Source organism: Prevotella sp. ne3005 (assembly GCF_900110085.1).
Taxonomy (GTDB): Bacteria; Bacteroidota; Bacteroidia; order Bacteroidales; family Bacteroidaceae; genus Prevotella.
In genome coordinates, this window is the sequence record NZ_FOCK01000003.1 from 380651 (window position 1) to 405081 (window position 24431).

Annotated in this window: 12 protein-coding genes; 9 read left to right on the top strand and 3 right to left on the bottom strand. The window is 49.6% G+C overall.

Features of this window, described 5'->3' with window-relative positions; translation table 11 throughout:
* Positions 1–4 precede the first annotated feature (4 nt).
* Both coaD and ybeY read left to right on the top strand, forming a co-directional pair.
* On the top strand, positions 5–457 hold the full coding sequence (gene coaD, locus BMY16_RS06350) for a pantetheine-phosphate adenylyltransferase (protein ID WP_091840986.1): 453 nt from the start codon (positions 5–7) through the stop codon (positions 455–457).
* Between the two features lie 13 nt (positions 458–470).
* Positions 471–884, top strand: a complete 414-nt coding sequence (ybeY, locus tag BMY16_RS06355) for an rRNA maturation RNase YbeY (protein WP_091840988.1) — start codon at positions 471–473, stop codon at positions 882–884.
* A gap of 26 nt (positions 885–910) precedes the next feature.
* Here the strand turns inward: ybeY and BMY16_RS06360 are convergent, their stop codons facing one another.
* Genes BMY16_RS06360 through BMY16_RS06370 form a run of 3 tightly spaced genes read right to left on the bottom strand, consistent with a single transcriptional unit; the run spans position 911 to position 7522 of the window.
* A complete protein-coding gene (locus BMY16_RS06360; RefSeq protein WP_091840989.1) occupies positions 911–4186 on the bottom strand; it encodes a DUF5107 domain-containing protein in 3276 nt (1091 codons plus the stop codon).
* A 4-nt stretch (positions 4187–4190) separates the two neighbouring features.
* Entirely contained in the window at positions 4191–5480 is a 1290-nt protein-coding gene (locus BMY16_RS06365; RefSeq protein WP_091840991.1) for a sugar porter family MFS transporter, read from the bottom strand.
* Between the two features lie 32 nt (positions 5481–5512).
* On the bottom strand, positions 5513–7522 hold the full coding sequence (locus tag BMY16_RS06370; RefSeq protein ID WP_091840992.1) for a beta-galactosidase: 2010 nt from the start codon (positions 7520–7522) through the stop codon (positions 5513–5515).
* A 700-nt stretch (positions 7523–8222) separates the two neighbouring features.
* Between BMY16_RS06370 and BMY16_RS06375 the strand changes: the two genes are divergently transcribed.
* From BMY16_RS06375 to BMY16_RS06405, 7 genes are all read left to right on the top strand, one after another.
* A complete protein-coding gene (locus tag BMY16_RS06375; protein ID WP_170836026.1) occupies positions 8223–10898 on the top strand; it encodes a mechanosensitive ion channel family protein in 2676 nt (891 codons plus the stop codon).
* Between the two features lie 23 nt (positions 10899–10921).
* Positions 10922–13876 (top strand): two-component regulator propeller domain-containing protein, encoded by a 2955-nt coding sequence (locus tag BMY16_RS06380; protein ID WP_091840996.1) that lies wholly within the window; start codon positions 10922–10924, stop codon positions 13874–13876.
* Positions 13877–14055: 179 nt separating this feature from the next.
* The gene (locus BMY16_RS06385; protein WP_091840998.1) at positions 14056–17241 is read left to right on the top strand and encodes a SusC/RagA family TonB-linked outer membrane protein; all 3186 of its coding nucleotides are present in this window, start codon (positions 14056–14058) and stop codon (positions 17239–17241) included.
* Positions 17242–17277: 36 nt separating this feature from the next.
* Complete coding sequence (locus BMY16_RS06390; RefSeq protein ID WP_091841000.1) at positions 17278–19071, top strand: RagB/SusD family nutrient uptake outer membrane protein; 1794 nt, start codon at positions 17278–17280, stop codon at positions 19069–19071.
* A gap of 39 nt (positions 19072–19110) precedes the next feature.
* The gene (locus BMY16_RS06395) at positions 19111–21027 is read left to right on the top strand and encodes a hypothetical protein (RefSeq protein ID WP_411267769.1); all 1917 of its coding nucleotides are present in this window, start codon (positions 19111–19113) and stop codon (positions 21025–21027) included.
* A gap of 104 nt (positions 21028–21131) precedes the next feature.
* Positions 21132–22184 (top strand): family 43 glycosylhydrolase, encoded by a 1053-nt coding sequence (locus tag BMY16_RS06400; protein ID WP_091841001.1) that lies wholly within the window; start codon positions 21132–21134, stop codon positions 22182–22184.
* Positions 22185–22217: 33 nt separating this feature from the next.
* Positions 22218–24365 (top strand): glycoside hydrolase family 43 protein, encoded by a 2148-nt coding sequence (locus BMY16_RS06405; RefSeq protein ID WP_091841053.1) that lies wholly within the window; start codon positions 22218–22220, stop codon positions 24363–24365.
* Positions 24366–24431: the final 66 nt, after the last annotated feature.

A 24431-nucleotide genomic window follows, 5' to 3' on the forward strand; every position in this document is an offset into this window, starting at 1 on the left:
AGTTATGAGAACAGGTATATTTGTAGGGAGTTTTAATCCCTTTACCATCGGACACGATTCCATCGTCAGGCGCGCACTGCCGCTGTTCGACCGTCTGGTCATCGGCGTGGTGGGCGACAACGTGCATAAGCCCGACATGCCCTCAGCAGAAGAGCGCATGGCTGTTATCCGTGAGCTCTATGCCGACGAGACCCGCATCGAGGTGAAGCCCTATCAGGGTCTGGCCATGGACTTTGCCAAGGCCGAGGGCGCCCAGTTCATCGTCAAAGGCGTCAGGACGGTGAGTGACTTTGAATACGAGCAGTGGCAGGCAGATTTCAACCGTCGTCTGGGAGGCATCGAGACCATCCTGCTCTATACCGAACCCGAGTTGGCAAGTGTCTCTTCGAGTGCCCTGCGTGAGTTGCAGCACTTTGGCGTTGACGTCAGTGAGTTCCTTCCCAAGAAAAGCAAATAAATAATAGAATACAATGATATCATACGAAGCAGAGGGCGTGAAGTTCCCTCATATCAAGAAGCGCGAAACCTCCAACTGGATCCGTCTGGTGGCAGCCACCTATGGGAAAAAAGTCGGCGAGATAGGCTATCTGTTCGTCAACGACGAAAAAATACTCGAAGTCAACAACGAGTACCTGGGTCACGACTATTATACCGACATCATCACCTTCGACTATACCGAGGGTAAGACTATTGGTGGCGACATATATATCTCTCTCGATACCGTCTTTACCAATGCCGACAAGTACGGACGTCCCTACGATGAAGAGCTCCACCGTGTCATCATCCACGGCATCCTCCACCTCTGTGGCATCAACGACAAAGGGCCAGGTGAGCGTGCGAAGATGGAAGCTGCCGAGAACCAAGCATTAGCGCTCTTGAAATAAGAAATGTGGGGAGTTCCCCACATTTTTTAAGAATCCTTCTCTATCAACGTACGGAATTGTTGGGCGCCCTGATGGTTGTTGTCGAGGGCCTCAACTTCCGTGAGGTATTGCAATGCCCTGTCTTTATCGCCCATCCCATAGTAGCCGAGGGCGAGCATATACTTGCAGTGGACCTCATTCTTCACATCTAAGGAGTCCTCCCAGATCAGCAGGTCGGGCAGGGATACGGCAAAGTAGTCCATGACTTGTTTCTCGAACACATGTTGTTTGCCAAAGTTGATGAGTTTATGAAAGAGGCTGCGTGCCTTGTCCTCCTGGCCTAAGGCACGATAGCAGAGTCCGGCATAGAAAATCTTATCGGGCTTGGCATCATTATAGTACATGGCTGCAGCAGGTTCAGTGGGACCAACAGTCCCTTCTTCATAGCGACCAAGGAAATAGAGGATATCATTGTCCTGAGCACCATATAGTTTTCCTTCACCTAGATGCGGAGGATAGACGAGGCATTCTTCCAAGAGGTGCTTTGCCCTGGCTGACTGCGGATCGTCTTTAAGCAGTTGCTTAGCAATCTCGATGCGACAGATCTGGTACTGGGCAGCCACCTTGCCTTCGCCTCCCTCCCAAGGATGGAACCTGTGGGTATCGAGCTTCTGCATAGCCTCTTCATAACGGCCTAATTGATTCAGCAGGGTAATCTCTTCAAGCACAAGGTCATCGCGCTGAGCTATCAGCTTAGGATATTTACGGAGGAAGTCAAGACGCTCCTGATGGGGACGGTGCAGACGTTTGTAGAGCTGGTCGAGTTCCATCAGGATCCGGCTGTCGTTCTCGTCGAGGTGGAAGGCTTTCTCCATCAGTTCCACAGCTTCATCCTGGCGGTTCTGTTTATTGAATCGAGCAAGGGCGAGGTTGCGCCAGACGGTGGGGAATGTCGGATCGAGCTTAGAAGAGTGCTCCCAATAATCGATGGCGACGTCGTACTGGCGTTTGTCGTAGTAGAGACAACCCTGATAGTAGGGCGCACGCGCATCGGTGAAGAAAAACATGCATAGGGCCTGAAACATATAGGCATCTTCCAGACGGTTGGGGAAACAATAGCCGGCGGGTATCTTCGATGCCTTCTTCAGATAAGGAAGTCCTTCTTTGAAAGCACTACCGTATATGCCCATATAATAATAGGTTAAAGGCGACTCCTCCACACCATGGTCGATGGCGGTCTGTAACACCAGCTTGACCTCCTCATTTTGTTCTGCCTGAGCATAGTCGAGGGCGGTCTCGTGGTAGTTGTAGATGTTACCATGCATGAGTTCGACCATACGATCCAAGGGTTCCTGACTACCAGTCAGCAGATGTTCCTCGACCATGCATACATAGTTGAAGGGATCTATCTTGTAACTATCCTGAATCCAGATCAAAGCTTCTTCTTTCCTATCTAACTTACGCAGTACGAGGGTTTTCATGGCACGTGCCTTGTGATTGTGGCTGTTGCTGATGAGTGCGCGTTCGAGCTCGTCGAGGGCATCCTCCCAACGTTCATCCATTATACTGATACAGGCAGCCTCGAAATAGCCGGCATCGGCCCAGGCTTTGTTCCAAGTAGACTTCCAGAAACAGTCATAGGCCGTCTGAATCTTTCCAAGGAACTTACTGACAACACCCAGATAGAAGAGTGGTTCGCCATCATAGGGATTGGGATTACGGCGCTTCAGCACACGGACGGCCGTCTGCAGGTAAGGCTCGGCCTTTTCGAAACGGGCGCGGCGCAAGTACCACAGACCCATCTGCATGTTACAACGATAGTCCATTGGATCACGGCGCAAGGCCTCTTCATAGTAGTCAAGGGCACTCCAGGTGGCATGACGGTACTGTTCAAGGTGCAGACCCGTGAGGTAGAGCTGATCGACGGTCTTCGTCTCTTGTGGTGAGAGGGGCGCCTCGGCAGCGTCAGGGATAGGCCGAATCACGTCGGGCTCAGCTTGCCACTCGAGGAGTGGGAACAGACGGGCATTTTCTGCCAGCTCAATCGCCAGGCGCAGATCAGAGAGAGACTCTGAGCCCGTGGTGACTGTTTCCGTCAGTACCGTCTCCGGTGAGAGTGTCACCACCTTATTATAATAATAGCTGTCTCCTTCGCCGTTGAGCACAATCCTAACAGTCTTCTTGGAGGTCGCAAGGACCTTAAAGGTTACCTTCCCCTCGCCAGCCTCTTCGATATTGAGGATGAAGTCCTTGGAGGCCTGCTTCACGATACCAATCTCGCGATAAGGCATGAAATACTGCACAAACTGCTTCTCTTCGTAAGGCATGAGCCACGTAAAGTCGGGCTGGTTCTCAGTATAGACGCCCGCCATCAGTTCAATGTAAGGACGGAAGCCCTTATCCTCATACTCGTCTGTCAGGTTTCGGTCCCAGGCGCGCCCGAAGTCGCCATTGCCCCAGGTCCACTGTTTCTTTCCTGGCGAGAAGTGGTGGCTGGCCACATGGAGCATGCCGCCTTTGGTATCGTTCTCATAGCCCCCTTCGAAGTCATACTTCGAGTTGACAGCCATATAACTCGTAGGCACAGGGATATTCCTGTAGTTCGAGATATCCACACCTGCAGAATAGTCCATCTTATAATAGGTGCCTGTAGCGATGGGGAACGAGGATACGGCGCGCTTGCCATGATCGAACACGGCATTCACATCGGGTGGGAACACACTCTGGTACTGGTCATTCACTTCTACGGCAGGGTTCGCCCACCAGAGGAAGGTCTGAGGCAGGTTCGTACGGTTAAACACCCTTCCCTGAATCTCCAGATAGGCACAACCAGGACGCAGTGTAAAGCCTGCCATGCCCTTCTGATGGAGCATACGCTCCATCTCATTAACCCACACCGTAACAGAACCATCCTCATTCTCCACGATAGTGGCGTCGACAGGCAGATAGGTCGATGGACGATGGTGCTGAGGCCAGTTAAACTCGATGCCACCAGAGATCCAAGGCCCCGTCAGTCCCACGAGGGCGGGCTTGATGACGTGGTTATAGTACACAAAGTGACGCTGTTTGATCTTATCGTAAGCCATCTGGATACGTCCGCCCAACTCTGGCAGGATCATCACCTTGATATATTCGTTCTCAATGTAGATGGCCTTCCACTCCTTATCTACCTTCTCATCGGAGATTGACTCAATGACAGGATAGGGATAGACGACACCACTCGAACCTTGATAGACTCGCTTCTCAAGGAACATCGGGTTCTTCTCAGGTTTTCCTACTTCATACGTTGGTATTGTCACCAACTCTCTCCATGCTTTTACCATAGTTTTAATTGATTAATTCGTTTTCTAATGTTTCCAAACTCTTGCCTTTCGTCTCAGGACAACGCTGCCAAAGGAACACGAAGGCGCATATACAGATGGCACTATAGATCCAGAACGTGCCACTCGAGCCTAAGGCTGCATTCATCGAGGGGAACGAGAAGGTCAGCGTGCAACAGCCCACCCAGAGGGCGAAGGTACACGTAGCCATCGCGATACCACGAACCCGATGAGGGAATATCTCTGCCAAGAGCGTCCAGGTGACAGGACCCAGCGTCATGGCATAGGTAGAGATGGCTGCCACTACAAGCACCACCATCATCACACCCTTCACCTCGAAGAAATAACAGGTGCCTAAGGTTAGGTAAACCAGTCCCAATCCCCCAGCACCAATCAGGATCAGTGTCCTGCGGCCCCACTTCTCGATGGTGTAGAGAGCCACAAACGTAAACAGCACATTGGCAATGCCCGTAATCACGATGTCGATAAACATACCGTCCACGTCATAGCCTGCACCCGTAAAGATCTCCTGGGCATAGTTGAAGATGACATTCGTGCCACACCACTGCTGGAACACGGCAATCACCAAGCCCAACAGCAGCACCTTTCTATATTTATGCTGAAACAACTCGCTTAGACCAGCTTTCTGCTCAGTTTGTTGCATGGCCATCGCAGCCTTCAGCCTCAGATAGACAGGACTTTCAGGGATGAAGAAACTCATCATGAGGAACAGGGCCGCAGGCACCGTCTCTGCCCAGAACATCCAGCGCCAGCCCCACTCGATATCCCACGCCAGGTTCTCTGCCATGGCCGTATCTCGTGCCAGGAGCATATTCACTATCTGAGCTGCGAGGATGCCCAAGACGATGGTCATCTGGTTCTGACTTACCATGCGTCCACGGATCTCTGCAGGACTCACCTCGGCGATATACATGGGCGACAAAGCAGAAGCCACACCAATGCCGACACCTCCGATAAATCGGGCTATATTAAATAAGATGAAGTCGTTGAACAGACCTGTGGCGATAGCAGAAACGGTAAACAGCATTGCAGCCAGCATCAGCAAGGGTCTGCGCCCCCACCTGTCTGCTGCCGAACCTGCCACCATCGCACCAATCAGACAGCCCACAAGAGCTGTCGACATCGCTATGCCCTGCATCAAGGGCGAGTCAGCAATGCCAAAGTAAAGTTCATAAAACGGCTTGGCGCCACCTATCACCACCCAGTCGTAACCGAAGAGCAGTCCGCCCATCGCAGATACGGCACAGATGAAATAAAGAAATCTTCTGTTATACATTGAAAATTGATGATTGAAGATTGAAATTAATTCTATTGGTCGATTATCGTTATTTGCTTCACTTCTTCACCAGGGGTGGTATCTGCCTCACGGGGGAAGTAGACAGGCATATCCTTTTGCAAGGGCAGGATGCGGAGTTCCAGCTGACGGCAGCCTTTGGGCAGTCGCCAAAGGGCATACTGGAACGGACGATCATAATAGAAGTTATCATCAATCAACTGACCGTTTGCATAGAGTCTGGCCACGTCGCCACGATAGTCGATGTTCAGCAATCGACCTTCGACAGGAGCTTCTGGCAGGTCGATGGTATAGACAGCCGCATGCTCGAAGTCCTCGTCTAGGGGTTCTTCTGCTGCCTTGTTCACACCCATGGTGATGGGGCGCAAAGCACCAGCCTCCTTCACCTTATTAATAATAGGAGCCTTGATGGCGATATCAGGATGGGCATCTTCCTCTAGGAAAAGACGTCCAGCCTGCTCAGAGGTCAGCAGATAGTAATTCTTGTAAACTGGCGTCTCAGGTCCCTTGGCTTTCAGGTTCTTCAGCACTTTGTTGCCAATGGCCAGCGTGGTAGGGATGCCCTTGATCTGCTCCAGATAGATCTTTCCGTCGCGCTTGGCTATAAGCTGGGCTGTGGCAAATTTAATACCCTCGATATTTATCGGGAAGATGCAGATGGCACCAGCAGGTATCGTGAGTTGAGGCAGCTTGACACCACAAGCCTCCAGCCGTACACCTCTCTTGGCGGAGAGGTTCTGCAGACGCTCATAGTTGTTGACGAAGATAAAGCCACTACCGTCTTTCGAGCGCACAGCCCAGCGCAGGAACGAATCGTCGCCCTTCTCAATATCCTGCTTACAAGGGAAGCTGGCCTCCATAGGTGCCAGCACATCGCCCCAGTCCTGCATAAACAGATGGAGCTTGCGCAGCATGTAGTATTGTGGATTCTTCTGCCCGAATTCATTCAAGGGCGCCTGGAAGTCGTAAGTCTTTACAGGCAGGTCGTTATAGTTCGTGGCTATCGTACGCTGTGTCTCGTTCAGATAGGTCAGTCCCTCTGGGTTCGTTCCACCATGATACATATAGTAGCCCAGCAGGTTAGAGCCACTGCCCAATTTCACAATGGCCATCGAATAGGCATCCTCTGGATAGATATACGGACGGCGATGGTAGGCAGCCATCATACCGCCTCCGAGTTCGCAGGTGAAGTAAGGATACTGCTCGTCGCCTTTGTTCAGGCGCTCTTTCTGCTCCCCCAACTGCTCTGTGGCAATGGCTGTCGACGAGCGAAAGGCCTTGAAGTTAAACGCCTTGTAATAATTGCCTGCCGTCTCCTCGATGCTGCGCTCCCAGAAGCCATCGGCATAATCGCCATAGAGGGGCAGCATCTCACCGAAGGGCACTGGCGTAGACAACTCCGGCCATCCCGTGCGGGTATAGAAAGGCAGGTCGAAACCAATCCTCGTGGCTATCTGCTTCAGCGCCATCAGATACTCACCCCTACCCCTGTATTCATTATCAAACTGGGCCGCCATCACCGGACCACCGTCTTTCCACTGGAGTCCCTGCACCTGTGTAAAGATCTGACGATAGAGGCGCTCCACCAATCCTAAGAACACAGGATTCTCATCCCTCGTCTTACAACCTTTAGTAAAGACCCAGTCAGGGATGCCGCCATTACGCACCTCTCCATGACAGAACGGACCTAAGCGAAGCACCACAGGCAGCTGCTCCTGCTGACAGACCTCGATGAATCGACGCAGGTTGCGCTGTCCGTCCCAACGGAAGATGCCCTCCTGCTCCTCTACATGATTCCAGAAAATATAGGTGGCAATGATGGTCACGCCACCCTCCTTCATCTTCCTGACCTCAGCGGGCCACTCGTCAGCAGGGATGCGCGAATAATGCACCTCGCCCATCACAGGACACACGCGTCGACCATCGATCATCAGACTGTGCCGATCCCACTTTACTTCCCTACTCTGGGCTCCAGCCATCAGGCTCATCGCCAACACGGCCGTCAATAATAGTGCTCTTTTCATCTTGCTGTAGTTTGTTGCGTGCAAAGATACACATTTTTTCTCAAAAAGGTAGTAAACAAAGCTGATTTTTCAAATATGCATCGTGTTCCTTTTTTGGATGCATCGTCCAAAGCAGGAGTTTAGACGTAGTAAAGTCCTGGTTTACACGGAGTAAAGTGGGACTTTACTACGTACTGACTATGATTCACTACCTGGAGCTTCCATAGCACCATTCTGAGTGCAGACGTAACCATTTACCTGTACGCCAATCTTTGTGCTGGGAAAAAATAAGACAGCCATTGAATATTTTCTGAATGCAAATTCAAAAAGGGCCGTTTTAAGTTAATGTTACATAAAAAGCTGCCTCCAGATGAACAATATGACGAAAAAATCGCTATATTCGCAGCAACTAACTATATGAGGAGGAAATGCTTATGTCAACTAAGACCGAAAAAAAAGAGAACATGAAGATCAACGATAAGTTGGTCGATTCAACAGCTCCAAAGCAAATGCCATCTATATGGTACACCTGAATTAAAAATAGCGCGACACCACCAAAAGTGCCGCGCTCTTTTTTGTTAAAAAGAAAAAGCGCGACTCATCACGAGCCGCGCTCGTTCATTACAACATAAATATAAGCTATGAACGATTTTTTATCTAAAACATGTTTTTATCCCAACTTTTTTTGTATCTTTGCACCATCATTACCAATCAAACTATAATGAAAAAATATCTGTTGACGATAATTCTTGCACTATGTGTGTGCTCGCTTCCGCTCTGGGCTGTCGTGAGCGGAAAGTCGTTGACTAATACGTTAAAAGATCTTTGCTCGGAACTGCAAGCGGCCTACCAGCAGCGTTCGGATGCGCAGCAGCGCTTCAACGACGATTTTAAACGCCAACACCAACGGATGATTGACGTCATTACCGAGTCGAACGAACTATCCATCCTGCTCTACACGCAGGAACAGGAAATGACGTTCGACCTGGCTTACGCCCTGAAGAAGGTGACATCCAATTACAAGGACTTCAGCAAGGACCGCAGACCGTATGACCACATCGTGGGCAGCCTGAACTACGAGATTGACCGCTATGCCCGACTGATCGAGGCCCTGCGGCGCCTACCGCCGATGATGAAGGAAATAGAGATGGAAATCCTGCCCGACAGTCTGTTGTACCACAACGACTCACTCGATGTCCATCTCTCGGATTCCATCTCCTCGCTAGAAAAAGAGGTCATCAAGATTGCTTTTAAGGATTCTATCTCGGCTCCCTTCATCTTAGACTCGATAGGCGAGACGCTGCGTGATTCCTGTATCTTCTATGCCTCGGAGATTCTGAAGATGAACGCCAATAACCGGGCTACCGTGATAGCCGACAGCACACATTATCAGGAAGCTTATCTGCGCCTGAAGGAAACCAACGACTATGCCGAGGCGCGCTATCGGGCGCTGGAACGCTATATCTTTGTAGACGGACAGACACCATTCTTGGACATTATCGCCAATCCGGGCTATTATTGGAACAAGACCAAGGTGGACTTGCGTGGGCAGTATAGCTTGAAAGAATTGAGTAATGGTCTTGATGAAACCGATATTGATGAGAATGCTTCTGACGATGAGAATGACGCCACGTTCTTCCAGCACCTTTCCAGTAAGGCCGAAAATACCTTGTTGGTCATTGTCTGTATCTTGCAAGTGGTCGTGTTGGGTTTCTTCTGGCTCCTGACCCTCCTGATTCTTTGGCTGCTTTACCGCTATACCAGACTGAAGCGCTATATTCCTAGGAAGAAGCTGTCTATCATCTCGATACTGTTGGGTACCATCTTCTATTTCCTGGTGTTCGGCTTCTCCTTGTATGGTGATGAGTATATCAATATGAGCGTGGAGCACATTAACACCTTCCTGTGGCTGCTCATTGCCATCTCAGGTTCGCTGTTGCTTCGTGTAAAACCCGATCAGTTCCGACAGGGTTTCCTGCTCTTCTCTGCAACCATACTGATCGCGCTGGTCATCATTGTCTGTCGTGTCACCTTCATGCCCGACAAGATGATGGTTCTCCTCTTCCCGCCCATCCTCCTGCTGACAGTCGTGTGGCAACTGCTTTGCTGCATCTGGCTCTGCCGTAAGGCGACATCTGTCGACAGCACACTGGGCTGGCTGTCGCTGGCCATCTATCTCGTCGCCTTCGTCGTCGCGTTCCTGGGCTATACCTTTGTGGCTTTGCTCATTCTGGTGTGGTGGTATTTCCTGTTGGCAGCCTGGCTGACAGTAGTCTGCATCCTGGACCTGATGAGTCGATTCAAACAGCGCTGGCTGGACAAGCGAGTGGACAACATGCGTAATCGCATTACTTACGTGTCGGGCGAAGACCGCGAGTCGCTATTGTTTGGCGCCACCTGGTTCTACGACCTTATCCGTCAGGTGGCTATCCCCACTATCGTGCTGCTCTCATTGCCATTATGTGTGAATCTGTCGTTAAGCATCTTCGACTTCGACGACCTGTTTGTGAAATTCTACGAGAATCCTTTCATCCAACTTTTCGATAAGGCAGGTATTGAGACGTTACGCATTTCTGGCAGGAGCATCATCTATCTGTTGATCCTGTTCTATATTACATGTTATTGCAGTCGGGCCATCCACGCCATCTGGCAATATGCCCGTTATACGACCTTCATGCGCAAACATAATCGCACCTCCATCCGCGCCAATGAGATCAACCTCTCCTTGGGCAATAGCATTATCAGCGTCCTGATCTGGATGGCTTATGCCGTAGTAGTTGTCTACGTATGGAAGATTCCTACAGGTTCACTGGGTCTGGTAGCTGGAGGTCTGTCGGCCGGTATCGGTCTTGCCCTGAAGGATGTCATCAATAACTTCATCTACGGCATCCAACTGATGGGCGGACGCCTGAGAGTTGGCGACTGGATTGAGTGCGAAGGCGTGCGCGGTAAAGTGACCGCCATCAACTACCAATGTGTACAAGCAGAGACTATCGAGGGCACAGAAATGTCGTTCCTCAACTCATCGCTCTTTGGCAAGAACTTCAACAACCTGACGCGCAACCACTCATACGAGCTTACGATCATCACCGTAGGCGTGGCCTATGGCACTGAAGTACAACGAGTGCGCGAGGTATTGGTCGAGGCCATGCAGAAGATGCGCACTAAGGACCGTTATGGTCGTGAGATTGTGGATCCCAAGTACGGTGTCTATGTGGTTGTGGGCAACATGAGCGACAGTGCTGTTGACATCAACGTAAAACAGTACGTGCTGGTGGCAGAAAGAATCGGCTACGTAGACCGTGCCAAGGAAGTGATTTACGAAGCCCTCAATGCTTCTGGCATCACTATCGCCTTCCCGCAGTGCGATGTACACCTGATTCACGAAACCTCATGAAAGGGTTACTAACAAGCATATTTATGAATAAAGAGACCTTCAAGGGACGCACTATCGGATTGATGCTCTGTCTTCTGGTTTCGCTGGCCAGCATGGGCAGCGAGAACATCCTGACAGAACGGTATAACCAGTCCTATCTCAATCTGAGCAACGGGTTGCCGCATAATAACGTAAGCGACATTTTCAAGGATTCAAACGGATTCCTGTGGATCTCAACTTATGGCGGTGGTCTGGTACGATATGATGGATATGACATGGTGACCCCTCGGCTTGACCTGAACAGTAAGTCGTGCAGGAGCATCACTGAAGATAACTTCCACCGTCTTTGGGTCGCTTTCGATGAGGGTATCAACATCATAGACCTCATGACGATGAAGTCGGTGGTCCCTGATCATGCCGAACTCAAGAAGCTAATAACCCAGGCCTCTATCAAGACCTATCGTGATGCCCTCGGACGTATTTGGATTATCAATGACCTTCAGATAAGCCTTGTTTCTTTCACCAGTGAGGGAGAGATTGACAAAATCTATACCTATCCACATCCTTGGCAGATGCTTGATATGGCCATTTGCGATGTTGAAGGTAACGGTAAACCATGGCTGGGAATCGATGGTGGCCTTTATCGATTGGTGGAAAAAGACGGCAAGCTGGTACGCGAGGAGATTTCCTCTTTCCTAAAGCCATTGCAGGAACATTATATTACTGGTATCCTGAAGCGAAATAACATGGTATGGATTGCAACCAACTTGGGTCTTTACCGTTTTGATGTCTACCAGCAGAAATTGTTTGAATACCATCATTCCACCCTTCCAGGTGCTCTCTCCCATGTGTTTTTGTCCAGCTTGGCTGTCACAGCTGACAACCGTTTGCTTGTTGGCTCCTTGGGAGGTATCAACATCTACGACGACCAGACAGACAGCTTTACCGCATGGACCACGGAAAGCACGCCCCCTCTGAAGAGCGATTTCGTGCATTGTATCCGCGAGTACCAAGGGCAGATATGGATTGGAACAGAGTCTGGCGGTATTGTTTGCTTATCTCCTCGTCGCCTTCTGTTACGCAACTCCATACATACGGCTGACGCCCATTCTTTGTCACCCAATGCCGTCAACGCCATGTACGTTGAACCTAATGGCCAGTTATGGGTGGGAACGGTTGAAGGTGGCTTGAACCTCCGTGAGCCAGGTTCACTTAGCTATATTCATTACACGACATCCAATTCCGGGTTGTCGCATAACAGTGTGTCCGCCCTTGCTGCTGATAAATATGGCAGATTGTGGATTGGAACTTGGGGCGGAGGACTGTGTGTGACAAACAGACAAGGACCACATCAGATCTCACGCCTGGAACTGCCTGGCGATTATCAATGGGTGACGGGCTTTGTTGGTGCACTTGCCATCGATTCCATCAATGACGGTTTGTGGATAGGAAGTAATGCAGGCCTGCTCTTCTATAATTTTAAGAGTCGTCAGATTGAAGAGCCGTTTGAGGGATGCCGTAATGTAACAGGATGTATTGGTGCCATTGTCGACCATGACGGTTTTCTGTGGATGGGTTGTATGCAAGGACTGAGGGTTGTAGACCTGAACTCCGGGCGACATGGGCATAGACCCTTTAAGACAGAAGGCATAACCCATAAGCTGGATGAACACAACTCTCGTATTGTAGACAAGATTTCGTCTTTTTATCAGACTAAAGACGGGACACTGTGGTTAGGAAGTAATGGTTATGGACTATATCGCTTAGTGAAGGATGCCAAAGACCAGCGTGGACATTTTGAGGCCTTGACGACAGAAGACGGATTGGCATTCGGAGGTGTCAAGGGTATTGTGGAGGATTTGAATGGACGCTTGTGGGTAACCACCCAAAATGGATTGTCGGTATATGATCCTAAAGCCCGGGTGTTCTCAAATTATTTCGAGAAAGAGGGTCTAATCAACCAACACTTTTATTGGAATTCTGCCATGAGAGACGATTCTGGCGTTATTTATCTGGGCAGTGAAGGAGGTTTGATAGAGGTACTTGGTGAGAATACAGAGTCCAAACCAAAAGGCAAACTTGTCTTTACCCACTTGATGGTGGACAATCAGGACGCCATGGCTGATGGAGAATATCTGGCGGAAGATATCTCTATAGCCTCTTCGATTCAGTTGCGTGAGAGCAATCGTTCCTTCTCTATCTCTTTCTCCGCCTTAGACTATGGCAATGAAGAACAGACCATGTTCAGCTATAGGATGAAGGGACTTGATAATGAATGGAACACGCTCACGTTGGGTGAACATTCCGTTCGTTATAATTCGCTTCCTGCCGGCCGCTATGTCTTTGAAGTGAGATATTTGTCAGTAGCTTCATCAGATCATTTTGAGACTGCTTCCATCGAGGTCGTGGTGAACCCCTCTTTCTGGAATAGTTGGTGGTTCCGCCTGTTACTTAGCATCTTATTGGTGGGTCTGATTATTTATGGGTACAACAGACGGGTGATGGAACTGAAGCGGCGAGAGGCAGAGCAATTGCTTAATCCTATCCGTGAGGTGCTTGAAGAGTCGGAGGACCCCCGAAAACTGCAAGACCGTATCCGCACCATCCTTGATAACCAGGAACGCTACATGAAGAGTGTATCAAAAAGTGTTGAAGCTGATCGCGAGGTAGTGCAAAAGAATACGAAACCGTTTATGGAGCGTGTGATGGAGATTATGGAAAAGAACTACATGGATTCCGAGTTCGGTGTTCAGGAGTTCTGTGACGCTCTTGGCATGAGCCGGAGTGTAGCCAGCAAGCATCTGAATGCTGAGGCTGGACTTCCAGTAGGACAGTTCATCCGTAACTACCGCTTGAATATGGCCAAGGAGATGTTGTCATCCAAGACAGGTAATCGGAATATTACCGAGATAGCGTACGCCGTAGGCTTTAATGACCCCAAATATTTTACCCGTTGTTTCACTAAACTATTTGGAACAAACCCCAGTTCTTGGTCTTGACATATATCAAAAGGCAACTTGATATAGCTCAAGAAGTGGAAAAAACGCACTCAGGGGGATAAAATTCGTTTTATCCACCATATAAATCATTTTGTCCACTTTATCTTTTTTCATATCTTTTATCTTTGCAGCAGATTTTTTACTAATTTTATTAATTTCTAAACTAATATCAATTTGCAATGAGAAAAGAATTGTTATTCTCTGCGATGCTATTCTCGAGTGCTCTGGCAGGATTTACACTCTGTCCGACGACTGCTATGGCATCGGTACAGCAAGACCAGACCATCAAGGTCAGTGGTCAGGTTGTTGATCAAGAAGGAGAGCCACTCATTGGTGCTACAATCAAGTTGAAGAACGCCCAGACGGGTGTTATTACCGACTTTGATGGTAACTTCACTATTGATGCGCCAGCCAATGGAACTCTCGTGGTTAGTTATGTGGGTTACAAGGATCGCGAAATCGCCGTTCGCGGGCGTGCGATCATTGAAAAGATTCAAATGGAGTCCGACGCCCTGATGCTTGAGCAGGTGGTTGTCGTGGGTTATGGTGTTCAGAAGAAGGCCGACCTGACCGGTTCGGTGTCTATTGTGAATGCTGATGAGCTGAAGCGCACCTCCAACTCAAACATCTCTACGATGCTTGAGGGTAAGGTGGCCGGTGTACAGATTACCTCCGACGGTCAGCCAGGTGCCGATCCTTCAGTACGTATCCGTGGTATCGGCTCTTTCGGTAGCACTGCTCCGCTGTATGTGATCGACGGTGTGCCCATGGGTACTACCATCCGCGATTTCTCTCCGAACGACATTGAGACTATCCAGGTGCTGAAGGATGCTTCTGCTGGTGCCATCTACGGTTCTCGTGCTGCTAACGGTGTGGTAATCATCACAACCAAGGGTGGTAAGAAGGACCAGCCCCTGAAGGTGGACTATAAAGGCTATTTCGGTGTCGATGTCATCGACAAGGGCGTTTACGACGTGATGAATGCAAATCAGTACAGCCAGTATCTCGGACAGGCCTGCGCCAACTCTGGCACACCTCTGCCTGGTGGCTACAGCTTGGACGGCTCTGCCTATAAGTTCCAGGACAACACCAATACCGACTGGTTCAAAGAAGTATTCAAGACTGGTATCCGCCAGAACCACAACGTTAATCTGAGCGGTGGTGGTGCACATAATACATATAATATAGGTCTGGACTATTTCCAGCAGAAGGGTACCCTCGAGGGTGCAGGTCCTAACTATCAGCGTTTCACTGCCCGTGTTAACAACACGATGGAGACCAAGTTCATCAAGTTCCGTACCAGCCTCGTCTACTCTCACTCTAATCAGGACGGTATGGGTCTTTCCAATGCTTCAGAGTATGTACAGGGTCTTTATGGCGACGTTACCAACGTGTTACGCGGTACACTGCTGATGCAGCCTACCATCAAAGCCTACGATCCTTCTACATGGGTACTCGATGACAAGGTAGGAAATGCCAGCAGCTTCAACTACGATGCCTATGGCTATGGTGTTTATTATGACACTGTACATGGTGATATCTCAGCTTCCAACCCATTGCTGGTGAACAACATGCTGACCCGTAATACCATCGTTGACCGTGTTGTGGCCACAGGTTCAGCAGACTTCGACCTGCTGGAGATGGTAGGCGTAAAGAGCAAGAACCATCATCTCAATTATAAGCTCAACCTCTCTTACAGCAAGACGAATGCTCAGGATAAGACTTGGGTTTCGGCTTGGATCCAGAGTAACCGTGTATATCTCGATAAGAGCAATGAGAAGCTGACAAAGAACAGACGTACCTACTCTGATTTCCTGGTTGAGAATACGCTGACCTATGACGGAACCATTGGTTTGCACCACATCAATCTGTTAGGTGGTGTCACCTATGAGGAGGAGAATACCGACGAGCTGAATGCTTGGGGCGTGAACTTCTCTGAGCCTTATTTCCTGCAGTTGCAGAATGCCGTAGGTAGCCGCGATGCAAGCTCTTACGAGTACAAGCACGCTATGTCATCTTATATCGGTCGTCTGAACTACGACTACGATGGCAAGTACCTGCTCTCTGCTGTGGTTCGTCGTGATGGTAGCTCACGTCTGACAAAGGATATCCGCTGGGGAACTTTCCCATCAGTCTCTATTGGTTGGCGTTTCGATAAGGAGAATTTCTTCCCCATCGACCGCAACATCGTAAACATGTTCAAGATTCGCGCCAGCTATGGTGAACTCGGTAATGAGAACATCGGTGAGTACATGTATCAGGCAACTATGATGCGTAATAACATGACTTATAGCTTCGGCAATCAGCCTGTCACCGGTTCTGCCGTCTCTACTTATGTGAATGAGCTCATCGCTTGGGAGAAAAAGAAGACCACTAACATTGGTATCGACCTGGCATTCTTCAACAACCGTATCGAGTTTACGGCTGAGTGGTATAAGAACAAGTCAGAGGATCTGCTGTATGGCGTTCCCGTTCCTGCCAATGCAGGTGTGGCCAACACTTCTGTAACCATGAATGCTGCCTCTATGGAAAATAGCGGTTTTGAGTTCTCGGTAACCTATCGTAACAACGACCATCCTCTGAAGCACCAGATCAGTGCCAACCTGAGCACACTGAAGAATAAGGTGACCTCACTTGGTTTCGGTACTGAGAGCTATATCACCGGTGCCTATGCCACATACGTAGGTGAGGAAGTAGGTAAGTTCTATGGTTGGGTCTATGAAGGCATTGCCCGTACACAGGCCGACCTCGACAACCACGCTTTGCAGCCTGGTGCTAATGTCGGTGACTGCCTCTATAAGGATATGAATGGCGACGGTGTGATTGATGCACAGGACCAGACCGTGCTCGGCAGTGGTCTGCCTAAGATCAGCTTCGGTTTGAGCGCACACCTGGAGTATAAGAACTTCGACCTGAGCATCTCTACATTCGGTGCCCTCAACTATCATGTTTCTGATGATATCTACAACAGCCTGAACTCATGCTACGGCTATGGTAATAAGGAGACAGGTATGCTTTCTGCTAACCAGTGGGATGGCGGTACCTATACTTCGAATGTTCCCCGTACCTATGCAGCTAACAATGCTACTTTGGCTTGGAACGACCTCTTCAGCGAGCGCAAGATCCAGAACGCTGCTTACTGGAAGATTGCCAACGTAGAGCTGGGTTACAACTTCCCCGACAAGTGGTTCGGCGGCTACGTGAGTGGTGTCCGTGCATACGTTTCTGCACAGAACCTCTATACTTTCACTGGCTATCATGGTTACAACGTCGACTATGCTGGCGGTACGTTCACACCGGGTTACAACTTCTGTTCGTTCCCGACACCACGTACCTTCATGGGCGGTATCCTCTTATCATTCTAAAAGATTTACGAGAATCATATAATAAGATTATAACATATGAAACTATATAAATTTTCCTTAGCCCTTTTACTGGGCATCGGCACACTCACATCGTGCAACGATAAGCTGGAACTGACAAACCCCAACCAGCAGACCACAGGTACTTACGGCTATTCTGCCGCAGACCTGGAAGAAGGTGTGATAGCTGCCTACAACCATATCCGCATGGAGGGTACCTACGCTCGTGTAGGATATATGATCGACGTATGTCGTGGTGACGAGGTATGGAACTCCTCACAGGTATGGTATATGCCGTTCGACGACCTCAACGAGCCTATCACTGATGAAATTGGCCAATGGTCTTGGCGTGACTGGTATTACACCATCAACGTATGTAACTTCGTGCTCTCACGTACTGGCAGCGATAATGCTTCGCTCGACAATCAGATAAAGCGCATCAAGGGTCAGGCACTCTTCCTCCGTGGCCTGGCATACTATATGCTGGCTGGCTACTATCAGAATCCTGCCTTGATTACGGATTATAACTCTTACTCTTCACTCGACGGTCTCTATGCCGCCAACTCTGAAACAGAAGGTGAAGATCCTAATGTGCAGTATGATAAGGTGCTCGACCAGGTAGAGGCAGACTTTGCCGAGGCCATGACGCTGCTTCCCTCTCGCGACGAGGGTGGCCAGTGGGCTCAGGGCCGTGCCACATGTGGTGCTGCTGCCGGCTACTATGCTCGCACACTGATGGTTCGCCACAAGTACAGCGAGGCTCTCAACGTGCTGAAAGCCATCATCGGCGGTACATACGGCCACTATGAGTTGATGAAGAACTATGGTGACAACTTCCGTGAGGGTTCTAAGTATGAGAACAATGCCGAGAGTCTCTTCGAGGTACAGTTCCTCGACTATGGTTCTCAAGGTACCGACGATGAGTGGACACCGGTGAACACCAGTGCCAACGCTACACAGGGTTCTGCTATCGAGAGCAACTTCGGTCCTGGTAACTATGGTGGCTGGGCTGACCTCTCTGCTTCTCCCTGGCTCTACAACCTCTTCAAGCAGGAGCGTACTACCAGCGGTAAGCTTGATCCCCGCCTCTACTGGACTATCGGTACTTACGAAACCGACTGGGATGGCTTTGAGTATGGTAATGTATGCTATACAGACGCTATGACTGCTGATAATTACATTGTGACCAACAATAACTACGGTGGTCTGCCCGTTGCCAAGCACACTAACCTCCGCACAGGTCTTTACGACAAGGTGGTGACTGGTCTTCATGATGGTATCAACCTCCGTATGATGCGTTATGCCGACGTGCTGCTCCGTGCTGCCGAGTGCGAGAACGAGGTCAACGGTCCTACTCAACAGGCTATCGACTGGATCAACCAGGTGCGCAACCGTGCTGAGCTGGCCAGCCTGAAACTCTCTGACTTCGACACTAAGGATAAGCTGTTCGAGCAGATTGCCAACGTGGAGCGTCCAAAGGAGTTCGGCTGTGAGTTCGGCCGTGGATTCGACCTTATCCGCTGGGGCTTCTTCTACGATAGCGGCCGTCTGCAGCAGATTAAGGAACATGGTGCTTTCAACTTCTGGACGAAATCTGATTATGACAATGGCCTCATCGGTTATACACCGAAGGATCCCGTTGACTACAAGACATGCAGCAAGAGCTCTTACGACACCTGGCTAGATGGCCACGAGTTCCTGCCCATCTATCAGGGTACGCTGAATAATAACCCCAACCTCGTCGGTAACTCTGCCAACTACACGAGCAGCAATGCCGGCTATTTCTCAAGCAAGGGTTGGACGGTACACCCTGTTGTAAATCTGGGTAAGTAACAGTTAGCTTATAGTTTTAACATTAAAGATAAAAGATATATGAGACATCTCAATAAAATAGCAACCGCTTTCTGCGCAGCAGCTCTTGGAATGCTGAGCCTGACAAGCTGTGAGGGCGGTGATCTGTATGGCGTTAATTCTCCCGACTGGCGCCAGGCCATGATCGACTCCATTGCCGAAGCCAACAAGGGAAAGGGTGAGATTATCATCGAAGGCCTCGAGGAGGACGTGTACACGATTGGTGCTACCGACTTCTCTACAGGCTGGTGGGCACAGTTCTCTAAGTACTATCAGATTCCTGCGGATGAAAAGTGGATTGCCCAGTTCAACCTGAACATCAATCCCAGTGCCTCCAACACTTATAAGAATTTCGCCTTAATTATCTGTAACGATGAGGACCGTGGTGCAAGTAGTTATAAGGAGTATGGTGCCATCCGATTCGATAATCAGCCCAGCGGTAACTCTGAGTGGGGTGATTATATCGACCGTAGTTTGGTGACAAGTACGCTGACCTTCGATACTGATACTGATGCTGGCGTCGACAAGTTAGGCGGTAAGGTGACCTTGACCGTCGATCGTACCGCTGGTGGCTTGGTGGTTACTATGACCAACGGTAAGGTAACCAAAATCTATAATCAGACTACGATGCTGACCAATCTCAATGCCGATTCATCGAATAAGACAATCCGCTGTTTCCTGGTGCCCGAGGGCTCATTCATCGACTTCCTCGGTTCTACCATCGAGCCTATCGGTGGCTTCACCTCTAAGGAGGACAAGCAGCCTCTGTCGATGACCCTGAATGGTGTACCCAAGAAGGTACTTCTGGGTTCTGACCTCAATGTGGCGATGGCCAATGTGACGGCAACCGTTCAGTTCGAGCAGGGTGTCTCGAAGGATGTTCCTGCCAGCGAACTGTCATTCCAGGCTATTCCTGACCTTAACTCTCTGGGTACTAAGACGCTGTTGGTGGCTTATAACAAGTCGTATAAGGGTGAACTCATTGGCAAGGCCGTGATGGCATCTGCCACCTTCGATGTCGTCGACAAGATTTACACCAGCGTAGGTGCATCCGACAACTCTACCGCCTTCTGGGGTGCTCACTCAGATAACATCAAGGTCGGCCCGAAGGAGACATTCGTTTCCAGCTTCACCAACTATACCAATGGTCAGAACAACTGGAACAACTTCGTGGTTGTTCTCTGCAGCTCTGACGGCTCCAAGGAGTATGCTGTGGTACGTGCCGACAACTACGGTTGGGGTGACGGCTATGCAGCCTGCACACCGAGCGGCGGCCAGAGCGACTGGGCTGCATGGCTCAAGGCTATGGACGGTGCAAAGGTATCTGTGGCTGTGACTAACAATGGCGATGGAACCGCTGATGTGATGTGCGTCATGGAGGGTACTGATGGCAAGGTCTACGTACAGAATTACATGGGCATCAACACTGTTGATCCCGATAACTTCTACTTCAACTTTACGGTTGATGGCAGCCATATTGAGTTTAGTGACGTAATCGGTGCCGAGGATAACTCTACCGCCTTCTGGGGTGCCCACTCTCAGATGCTGCGTGTTCCCGAAGGCCATACTGTTACCCAGCGATTCAAGAACTCTACTTCCGGGGCTAACAACTGGAATAATTTCTGCGTTGTCCTGACTCAGGAGAACAACACCGAATATGCTGTGGTACGTGCTGACAACTACGGTTGGGGTGACAGCTATGCTGCCTGCACACCGAGTGGTGGTCAGAGTGACTGGGCTGCATGGCTCAAAGCTATGGACGAGGCCATCTGTACTGTATCTGTTACCAACAATGGCAGTTCTGCCGACGTGAAGTGCGTCATGAAGGGCAACGATGGTAAGACCTACAAACAGGATTACATTGGCATCAGCCCCATCATCGGCGAAGATCTGTACTTCCGCTTCACAATCGATGGCAGCCATCTGGTATTCGAGTAAAAGACTAGTTTCTTCACATTAATTAATTAGTTAGTATTCTTTTGGAGGGGGCGGACTGTGAAGCCCGTCCCCTTTATCTTTTCCTTCTTTAAAAAAGCAATCCAATGAAAGCGAAAACAATCATGTGGTCGCTGCTAGCCCTTATCGTATCTGTTTCAGCAGCCGGACAGCAGCGTCGCCATACTCCAAAAGAACCATTCGTAACCGACACCCCGATGGTACATGACCCCGTCATGGCTTTTGAGGACAGTACCTATTATATCTTTGCCACGGGCATGGGTATCCAGCAGATGACGTCTAATGACCGTAAGAACTGGACGGTCCTGCCTGAGCCTGCCATGTCTGTCATCCCTCAGTGGGCAATGGACTCCGTACCAGGATTCCGAATCCATGTGTGGGCTCCAGATGTCATTAACTATCACGGTAAGTGGTGGCTTGCCTACAGCTGTTCGACCTTTGGGCGTAACGGCTCGGCCATTGGCCTGCTCTCCAAGCGTTCGCTCTCCTTCCCTGTATGGGACGATGAGGGTTGTATCGTCACCTCCCGCGAGGGGCGCGACAACTGGAACGCCATCGACCCTAACTTCGTCATCGATGACAACGATAACCCTTGGCTCGTTTGGGGTTCTTTCTGGGATGGCATTCAACTTGCCCGTCTCGACACGACTATGCATATTGCTGCAGGCGAAAAACCTCGCACTATTGCCCGCCGTTATAACCTGACTGATCCAGACGGCAAGAAGACACTCTCTACCAATCCTAATCCTCCTAAGAATCCTACGTCCGACTTTGCCGGACCTAATGCGATTGAAGCTCCATTTATCTTCAAACACAACGATTATTACTACTTGTTTGTATCCTGGGACTACTGCTGTCAAGGTTCTAAAAGCAACTACCGCGTGGCTGTTGGACGCAGCAAGACCATTGATGGGCCCTATCTTGACCCTGATGGCAAAGACATGCGCGACGGTGGCGGAATGCTTTTCCTTGAGGGTGACAAGAAGAATTTCGAGGCTGCCGGACATTGTGCAGCATATACTTTCAATGGTGAGGACATTTTCATCTGCCATGGCTATAGCGTTGCCCATGGAGGTGCTTCCATCCTGATACAACGCCCAATCCTTTGGACTTCTGACGGATGGCCCAAATTAAATTAAGAGTAAAAACGAAAAGTGATAAAGTGAAAAATGATGGTTAGTAAAAGATTCAGAGTAAGTTGTAGATTAAATATAATAGCGATTATTTTTGTTTTCGCTTTTCACTTTTCGTTGTTTGCAGCTCATGCTCAGTCATGGACTGCCGACAATGGCAATGGTACATATACTAATCCACTATTCTACGACGAGTTCTCCGACCCAGACATCCTTCGCGTTGGCGACGATTACTACCTCGCAGGAACCACTATGCATACTGTTCCAGGATTGGTCATATTGCACTCCAAGGATCTTGTGAACTGGGAGAATATCTCGTATTGTTTCGACCGTTTCGATTTCGACGACGATGCTTTTTCTCTGAAAAATCACAAGGAAATATACGGTCAGGGGGTATGGGCACCTGCCATCCGTTATGCCAATGGCCAGTTCTATGTGTTTACCAACATCAATGGCAAAGGTCTGCAGTGCTATACTTCAAAAGATATTCACGGACCGTGGAAACATCATAATATGCAAGGCCGTATCTACGACCTTTCTGTACTCTTCGATGACGATGGAAAAATCTATGCCATTCATGGCTATGGTGAAGTGAAGTGCACAGAATTAAAGTCTGACATGAGCGGCCCCATCGAAGAGACAGAGCGTACCATCATCCCAGAAGGTAATGCTGTTGGGGAGGGACATCATATGTATAAAATAGGTGGGATGTACTACCTGATCTCTACCGATTATCGTCCCAATGGGCGTACCCTCTGCTCACGCTCGAAAAGTATCTGGGGACCTTATGAAACCATTACCATCACTGCCGATGAAACCTTTGGCTATCATGCAGCCTCATTAACGCAGGTTCCTCAAGGCGAACAATATCGTATTGGCCATGATGGAACGAAGTTCGGTATTCCAGAAGTCGACAAGGATGCGACAGCCTGCACCAATATCCATCAGGGTGGCATCGTTGAAGACCAGAGTGGACAGTGGTGGGCACTGCTGATGATGGATTTCCACAGCATAGGTCGCACGGTGACATTAGCCCCCATCACTTGGAAAGACGGCTGGCCCATGCTTGGTTTGGAAGGTAATTTAGGCCGTGCACCTCGAACCTGGCTCAAACCCAACATCAATGCAAGTGTCCAACCTCATGCTCCATATGAGCGCAGTGAGACCTTCAATGGCAAGACGCTCGGGCGGGTTTGGCAATGGAATCATAATCCAGATGACAGTAAATGGAGATTGAAGAACGGTCGTCTACGCTTGCAGTCGATGCCAGCTGAGCAATTGATGTGGGCGCGCAACACTCTTACTCAACGTGTCATAGGCCCTGTATCTGTCGCCACTGTTGAACTCTATACAAAAGGCATGAAGGATGGCGATGTGGCTGGTCTTGGCAACATCAATGTGCCTTGTTCCTGGATTGGTATTGTGAAGGATGGCCAACAAACCATTCTCCGTTGCTTCGAACAAGCAACCAACGACACCATCGACACCTCTGTCACAACAGATAAGCTGTGGCTCCGTATCGTGGGCAACTACGATCACGACTCTGCCCACTATGAATATTCACTCGACGGTGAGCACTATCAACAGATAGGGCGCGAAATGCCCCTCAGCTATCAGCTCATCTCTTTTCAGGGATCACGCCACGCACTCTTCGCTTTCAATTATAAGGGAAAGAACGGAGGTTATGCAGAGTTTGATAACTTCTCAGTAGAGGAACCACAGGCAGACCGCAGTGGCAACATCCCTTATGGCAAGACGTTGGCATCCCCTTCGGCCGCCGACCGCTGGTTCCGCATCATCAATCTCGCTACAGAAAAACCAATGATAGCACTGCCTCATGGTCTGATATACGACACTGATGCTTCTGATCATAGCGTACAGACACGTTTCCGACTTATTGACAAGGGACAAGGACAAGTCTTTCTTCAGTGTGGGGATGGACGCTATGTGTTCTGCTCTGGTTACGGCATCGCTGGCGATGTGCGTTTGACTACAGAGGAATCGAAAGCCGAAGTATTTTTGTGGCAGGACTACCTGAATCATGAATTCATGCTGATGTCAATGCGTACCCATCGATATATCGGAAAGAGCCCGACCACAGGCAGTCCTTATTCTATGGATTTCCCTGGCGCAGACCCAGCCCGACGCAATGGTGCCGTTTTTCGTTGGGAAGAATCGAAGCGTTAATCTTCTATAATCGCTTTGAGATGTTGTCGTTTTTTCGTATCTTTGCATACAAGTTGAAAACTACTA